Raw genomic sequence first — 5,884 nt, 5'->3', positions numbered from 1 at the left:
AGCCGGCCGAAACGTAGCCCATGTCGCCCGTATCGAGCCAGCCGTCGGCCGAAAGGCAGGCGTCGGTCGATTCGGGATCGCGGAAATAGCTGTGCATGACCGATGAGCCGCGGCAATATAATTTGCCGATCCCGCGCTCGGCCATCACGCTTCCGTCGCCATCGCGCACTTCGACTTCCATGCCGATCACCGGCTTGCCGCAATTGACGATCGCACGGTAGCGGCGCGGGCGTTCCTGCGCCGGTGTGCCAGCGCCCGACAGTTCGGATTCCTCGACCAGCTCAAGGCGAATGCCTTCGCCGGGCGGCATGATCGATACCGCAAGCGTTGCTTCGGCGAGGCCGTAGGACGGGCAAAAGGCCTGCGCCTTGAACCCGGCGTCGGCGAATTCATCGACGAACGCCTGCATCACGTCGGGGCGGATCATGTCCGCGCCATTGCCGGCAATCCGCCAGCGCGACAGGTCGAAGCGGTCGGCAGCGCGGGTTTGCGAACTCATCCGGCGCGAGCAAATGTCATAGCCGAAGGTCGGCGAGTAGCTCAACGTGGTGCCGGGATTGCGGCTGATCAGGTCGAGCCAGGCGAGCGGGCGTCGCGCGAAATCCTCGGTCTTGAGATAATCGACGCTGACCTGGTTGGCGAGCGGCGAGAGCATGCAGCCGACCAGCCCCATGTCATGGTACCAAGGCAACCAACTGATGCAGCGGTCGGTATCCTGCAGCTCGATGCCCATCGAATGGGCGTGGAGATTGTCGAGCAACGCGCGATGGGTGACGGCAACGCCATGCGGAAAGCGGGTCGAGCCCGAGGAATATTGCAGGTAGGCAATCGAACTGCCGGTGTTGGCAGGAAGATCGGCCGTCGACTGCTCAACCTCGGTAAGGCTGTCCCAATCGCGTGCCTTGACGTTACGCTGCGTCGCTGCCTCGATCGAAAATTCGGCAAGTTCGGGGGGATAGAGGAACAGCTGCGGGTCGCTGCTCTCGAGCATGACCAGCAATTGCGCGACATAGGCTTCGCGACCGCCGAAGCTGGTCGGCAGGGGCAATGGTACCGGCCACAGCCCGGCGTAGATCGCGCCAAAGAAGCAGGCGGCGAATTCAGCGCCCGTCTCCGCCACTAGCGCGACCCGGTCACCGGGCACCAGCCCAAGCGCGACGAAGCGCCGGGCATGCGCCAAGGCATCGGTACGAAGATCGGCATAAGGATAAGCGCGGGTCAGCGTGCCGCGGGCGTCGTGAAAATTCATCCCCCGAGCGCCGGTTGCGGCATAATCGAGCGCGTCGCCAACCGTCTCGAAATCGGCGAGCCGACGGGCAAGCCCGTCGAGCGTGGGCGTTGCGCCGTTGGGGGAAAGCTCGGTCATCGTCGGTATATCGTGATCAGTTACGCCTTGCAGTCGATCTTGGCTGCGACACTTTGCGTGATGGTAGGGGAGTGTGGCACAAACATGGCGATATGCGTGACCGCCAGCCCCGTAGCAGAGAACGCAAAGTGCGCCCGCCGCTCGATGAAGCGGCGCTACGGGAGGTTGCGTTGAGCTATGTCGCGCGGTTTGCGACCAGCCGATCCAAGCTTGGCCAGTATCTTAGGCGCAAGCTCAACGAACGCGGCTGGGCTGGCGAGCGAGAAGCGCCACTTGCCGCAATTGTCGAGAAACTGGCCGATGCGGGCTACATTGACGACCCGGCCTATGCATTGGCCAAGGCGCGCACACTGGGATCGCGCGGCTATGGCGAGCGGCGGGTCGCGGGTGAGTTGCGTGCGGCCGGGATCGAGGAAGAGGATGGGGCCGCCGCGCGTGATCTGGCGCGCGATGGAGCAAGCGAGGCAGCGCTGAAGTTTGCCCGGCGCAAACGGATCGGGCCGTTCGCCACCAGCCCGCCCGATCGACGGGACTCGGACAAGGCGCTGGCCGCGATGATCCGCGCCGGACACCCGTTCGAGCTTGCCAAAAGGGTGCTCAACCTGCCGCCCGATTTTGATTCGGAAGTGTAACCAACTGACAGGGCGCGACTTTACCGTTTTCCTCCGCGACGGTTTTACCATTTGCCCCGACATGGTATGAACTGGCCGTGCGTCAGACGGGAGACAGCAAGGCGCGGGCCGCCAATTCGCCGGCTGCGGGCGATCCCACAGCCGCGCATGCGATTCTTAGCGATGGCGACGAGGATGACGTCGCGGGTGAAGCTGAAGCAGCTATCGATGGCGACCAAGCGTATGACGATGGCGACGGAATCCCGATCAGCGGCCGGATCAAATGGTTCGATGCCACGCGCGGTTTTGGGTTCCTGGTCAGCGACGATGTCGAGGGCGATGTGCTGATCCATTTTTCGGTGCTCCGCGACCATGGCCGGCGGAGCCTTCCCGAAGGTGCGATAATCGAATGCATCGCCGAACAGCAGGATCGCGGTTTCCAGGCCCGGCGAATCATCTCGATCGACCTCAGCGAGGCCTTGCCGATCCCGCCGCGACCCGCCATTCCCGCCGCCGACCGTGCCGACCGCCAGGCGTTGACCGACGCCGCCGGAACGTTCGAGCTGGTAGAGGTGAAATGGTTCAATCGCGTGAAGGGCTATGGCTTCGTCAATCGGCCTGCGGAGCCCGATGCGGATATCTTCGTCCACATGGAGACGGTGCGCGTGGCGGGGCTGGCCGATCTGCATCCGGACGACCGGATCGAAGCGCGGATCGCGGAAGGTCGCAAGGGCCTGACCGCAGTCGAGCTGCGGCTCGCCTGAACTTCAGATTCCTGCTCATCGCCCTTGTTGCAGCGCCAGCAGCCTGCCAGCCGGCGTCGGCACCCGTGGCTCTTGAGCGCTCGGACGCCGGGCTCGAGCAAGTCCCGCTGACGATCCAGTCGGGCGACAAGACCCACCGCTTGATCGTCGAAGTCGCCCGCACCGGCCAGCAGCAGCAGACCGGACTGATGAACCGCGCCACGCTGGCCGACGATCGCGGCATGATCTTCCCATATGAACAGCCACGCGAAGTTGCGTTCTGGATGAAGAACACATTGATTCCCCTCGACATGATTTTCGTCGCGCCGGGGGGTACGATCTTGCGGATCGAGGCCAATACCGTGCCTTACTCGCTGGAGCCGGTCCCATCGGGCGGCGACGTCGAAGCGGTGCTTGAGCTGGCCGGAGGGCGCGCGGCGGAGCTTGGTATCGGTGATGGTGACCAGGTCGACTGGAAGCGTTGATCGCATGGCTCAACGGCGCTAACGGCTCGCCATGGGAATTTTCGCAAATGCCTTCACTTGGTGGAACGGCGCATCGTGGGGCACGTCGCTATTCTCCCGCCGTCATGGCGCGGAAGCCGGGCGCGACGACGCCGGCAATGCCTATTTCCGCCACCGCACGGATCCCGCGCGCCGCTGGGTAATCTACGCCGGCGCCAATGACAGCAGCCGCGTGTCGCCGGGGTGGAATGCGTGGCTTCGCGGGACGATCGACGACGTGCCCGACAAGGCGCTGCCCGAGCGGCGCGCGTTCGAACTCGCGCCGCAGGCCAATCTGACCGGCAGCGACCAGGCGTGGCGACCCGCGGGGTCGATGCGCAGTGGCGGCCAGCGCCCCGCCGCGACCGGCGACTACAGCGCCTGGACGCCCGACCAAACGTGATTGCGAAGCGCGTCCTTGGACTATGCGCGCTGAGCCTGGCGGTCGCGGCGTGCGATCGCGAGGAGTCGATGGCCGAGAATAAAATTGTTGCCGAAACCCTTCCGCCAGGGATCGACACTGCGGGCGTGACCCCGATGGCCGAGCGCGTGGCGGTGATCGCCCTGCTCAACAAGCGTAACGGGATCGTCCGCGATTTCACGCTCAGGCCGGGCCAGGCGGTTCGGGTAAAGGACGTCACCATTCGTCTTCGGGCATGCGATTCGACCGCGCCGTGGGAAACCGAGCGACTAACCGGCGCGTTCGTCCAGCTCGACAATCTCAAGCCCGACGGCAAATGGTATCGGGTGTTCTCGGGCTGGCTGTACAAGGAGAGCCCGTCGCTCAACGTGGTCGAGCATCCGGTCTATGATGCGTGGGTCAGGAGCTGCGCGATGACCTGGCCGGGGGCTGCCGAAGCGCCGCCGTCGGCGCGGGGATCGAGCAATGCATCGAGCGCCCCGAAATCAGGCGGTGGCAGAACGTCGGGATCATCTACGTCGACCAATGCGGCCGAGCCAGCCACCGACGCGCCCGCCGTCGACCCGGCCCCGAGCGCCCCGGAAAGCAACGCTACGTAAGCATCGCGGGCGATCGTCACCGCGCCGAGCGAGGCGAGATGATCGGTCATGAACTGGCAATCGAGCAATTTGAAATGCCCGACGCGCAGGCGAGCGACGAGCCACGCCAGTGCGACCTTCGACGCGTCGGTGCGGCTGCTGAACATCGATTCGCCAAAGAAGGCGCGGCCGAGGCGGACGCCGTAGAGACCGCCGACCAATTCGCGGTCCTGCCAGCATTCGATCGAATGGGCTTGTCCGGCGGCATGGAGGCCGAGCGTGGCGCGTTCGATGTCGGCGTTGATCCACGTCTCGGGCCGGTCAGCGCAAGCGCGGATGACCTCGGCGAAGGCGGTGTCACGCGTGACGGTGAAGGCGTCGCTGCGAACCCGCTTGGCGAGCGAGCGCGACAGGCGGAATTGGTCGAGCCGAATGATCGCGCGTTCGCGTGGCTCGACCCAGAAAATCTCCTCGGCATCGCGGCTGTCGGCCATCGGGAAGATACCGGCGGCGTAACCGCGCAGCAGGATCCGGGGGTCGAGGCCGCTCATGAGCCCGAGCTTATAGTAACTCGCGGACCATGTCTTGCGGGCGGCACAAGCGGACGCCCCGCTCGGTTTCGACTAAAGGCCGGTTGATCAGGATCGGGTGCTGCATCATCGCGTCGAGGATCGCGTCGTCGCTGGCGTCGGCGAGACCGAGTTCGGTGGCCAGCGCCTCCTTGGCACGCAGGCCGTCGCGCGGGGTAATCCCGGCGCGTTGGTAGAGCCGCACCAATTCGTCGCGCGATGGCGGGGTTTTGAGATACTCAATCACAGTGACGTCGGCGCCTTCGTCGCGGAGGATCTCAAGTGTCTTTCGTGAGGTGCCGCAGGCAGGATTATGGAGGATGGTGGCGTTCATTCGGTCGGATTCTCAAGCCATTGTTCGAGCCATTTGATGGTGTAGTCGCCAGTCCTGAACGCCTCGGTGCGGATGATTTTTTGCTGCAGCGGGACGGTGGTCTTCATGCCTTCGACCACGAACTCCTCGAGCGCGCGCTTCAATCGCATGATGCAATCGTCGCGGGTGACGCCGTAGACGATAAGCTTGCCGATCATGCTGTCGTAATAAGGCGGTACGCGATAGCCGGCGTAGAGCCCGCTATCGACGCGGACATGCATGCCGCCGGGGGCGACATAATTTTTCACGAGGCCGGGAGAGGGGGCGAAGGTCACCGGATCCTCGGCGTTGATGCGGCATTCGATGGCGTGGCCGTGGAGCACCACCTCATCCTGCGTGCAGGATAGGCCATCGCCCTGCGCGACGCGGATCTGCTCGCGGACGAGATCGATATCGCTGATCAATTCGGTCACCGGATGTTCGACCTGGAGCCGGGTATTCATCTCGATGAAGTAGAATTCATCATTCTCGTAGAGGAACTCGATCGTTCCTGCGCCGCGATAGCCCATGTCGGCCATCGCCTTGGCGACGATTCCACCCATCCGCGCGCGCTGTTCGGGCGAGATGACCGGCGAGGGGGCTTCCTCGATCACTTTTTGGTGGCGCCGCTGGATCGAGCAATCGCGTTCGCCGATGTGGATCGCCTTGCCTTCGCCGTCGCCGAAAATCTGGAATTCGATGTGGCGCGGATCGCCGAGATATTTTTCGAGATAGACGGTG

The 5,884-nt window shown here is 64.2% G+C and carries 7 protein-coding genes and 2 pseudogenes; 5 read left to right on the top strand and 4 right to left on the bottom strand.

From position 1 onward, the window contains the following. The coding region (locus tag RMN73_RS03500) for a fatty acyl-AMP ligase (RefSeq protein ID WP_309601931.1) at positions 1-1,366 on the bottom strand (1,366 nt) is incomplete at its 3' end. Positions 1,367-1,458: 92 nt separating this feature from the next. Here RMN73_RS03500 and RMN73_RS03495 point away from each other — a divergent pair. From RMN73_RS03495 to RMN73_RS03475, 5 genes and pseudogenes are all read left to right on the top strand, one after another. Continuing rightward, positions 1,459-1,998, top strand: coding sequence for a regulatory protein RecX (locus tag RMN73_RS03495; protein ID WP_309601930.1), 540 nt, complete (start codon positions 1,459-1,461; stop codon positions 1,996-1,998). Between the two features lie 77 nt (positions 1,999-2,075). After that, positions 2,076-2,741 (top strand): cold shock domain-containing protein, encoded by a 666-nt coding sequence (locus tag RMN73_RS03490; protein WP_309601929.1) that lies wholly within the window; start codon positions 2,076-2,078, stop codon positions 2,739-2,741. A 65-nt stretch (positions 2,742-2,806) separates the two neighbouring features. Further along, a complete protein-coding gene (locus RMN73_RS03485) occupies positions 2,807-3,205 on the top strand; it encodes a DUF192 domain-containing protein (protein WP_309601928.1) in 399 nt (132 codons plus the stop codon). A gap of 31 nt (positions 3,206-3,236) precedes the next feature. After that, the gene (locus RMN73_RS03480) at positions 3,237-3,626 is read left to right on the top strand and encodes an NADH:ubiquinone oxidoreductase subunit NDUFA12 (RefSeq protein WP_309601927.1); all 390 of its coding nucleotides are present in this window, start codon (positions 3,237-3,239) and stop codon (positions 3,624-3,626) included. Positions 3,627-3,694: 68 nt separating this feature from the next. Then, a pseudogene (locus RMN73_RS03475) lies at positions 3,695-3,994 on the top strand (DUF2155 domain-containing protein); the annotation flags it as partial. 35 nt (positions 3,995-4,029) lie between these two features. Here the strand turns inward: RMN73_RS03475 and aat are convergent. From aat to RMN73_RS03460, 3 genes and pseudogenes are all read right to left on the bottom strand, one after another. Continuing rightward, positions 4,030-4,773, bottom strand: coding sequence for a leucyl/phenylalanyl-tRNA--protein transferase (gene aat / locus RMN73_RS03470; RefSeq protein WP_309601926.1), 744 nt, complete (start codon positions 4,771-4,773; stop codon positions 4,030-4,032). A gap of 10 nt (positions 4,774-4,783) precedes the next feature. Further along, entirely contained in the window at positions 4,784-5,125 is a 342-nt protein-coding gene (gene arsC / locus RMN73_RS03465) for an arsenate reductase (glutaredoxin) (RefSeq protein WP_309601925.1), read from the bottom strand. Next, positions 5,122-5,884 (bottom strand): annotated as a pseudogene (locus RMN73_RS03460) (acetyl-CoA carboxylase biotin carboxylase subunit); the annotation flags it as partial. The gene arsC and the pseudogene RMN73_RS03460, both read right to left, overlap by 4 nt.

Source organism: Sphingomonas sp., from assembly GCF_031372575.1.
Lineage (GTDB): Bacteria > Pseudomonadota > Alphaproteobacteria > Sphingomonadales > Sphingomonadaceae > Sphingomicrobium.
The sequence above is the reverse complement of the archived record's forward strand: the minus strand, read 5'-3'. Positions and strand labels throughout refer to the sequence as shown.

Bases quoted from the DNA above. Each gene is read 5' to 3' on its own strand.
- arsC (WP_309601925.1), bottom strand. From the start codon at position 5,125: ATGAACGCCACCATCCTCCATAATCCTGCCTGCGGCACCTCACGAAAG.
- RMN73_RS03480 (WP_309601927.1), top strand. From the start codon at position 3,237: ATGGGAATTTTCGCAAATGCCTTCACTTGGTGGAACGGCGCATCGTGG.
- RMN73_RS03495 (WP_309601930.1), top strand. From the start codon at position 1,459: ATGCGTGACCGCCAGCCCCGTAGCAGAGAACGCAAAGTGCGCCCGCCG.
- aat (WP_309601926.1), bottom strand. From the start codon at position 4,773: ATGAGCGGCCTCGACCCCCGGATCCTGCTGCGCGGTTACGCCGCCGGT.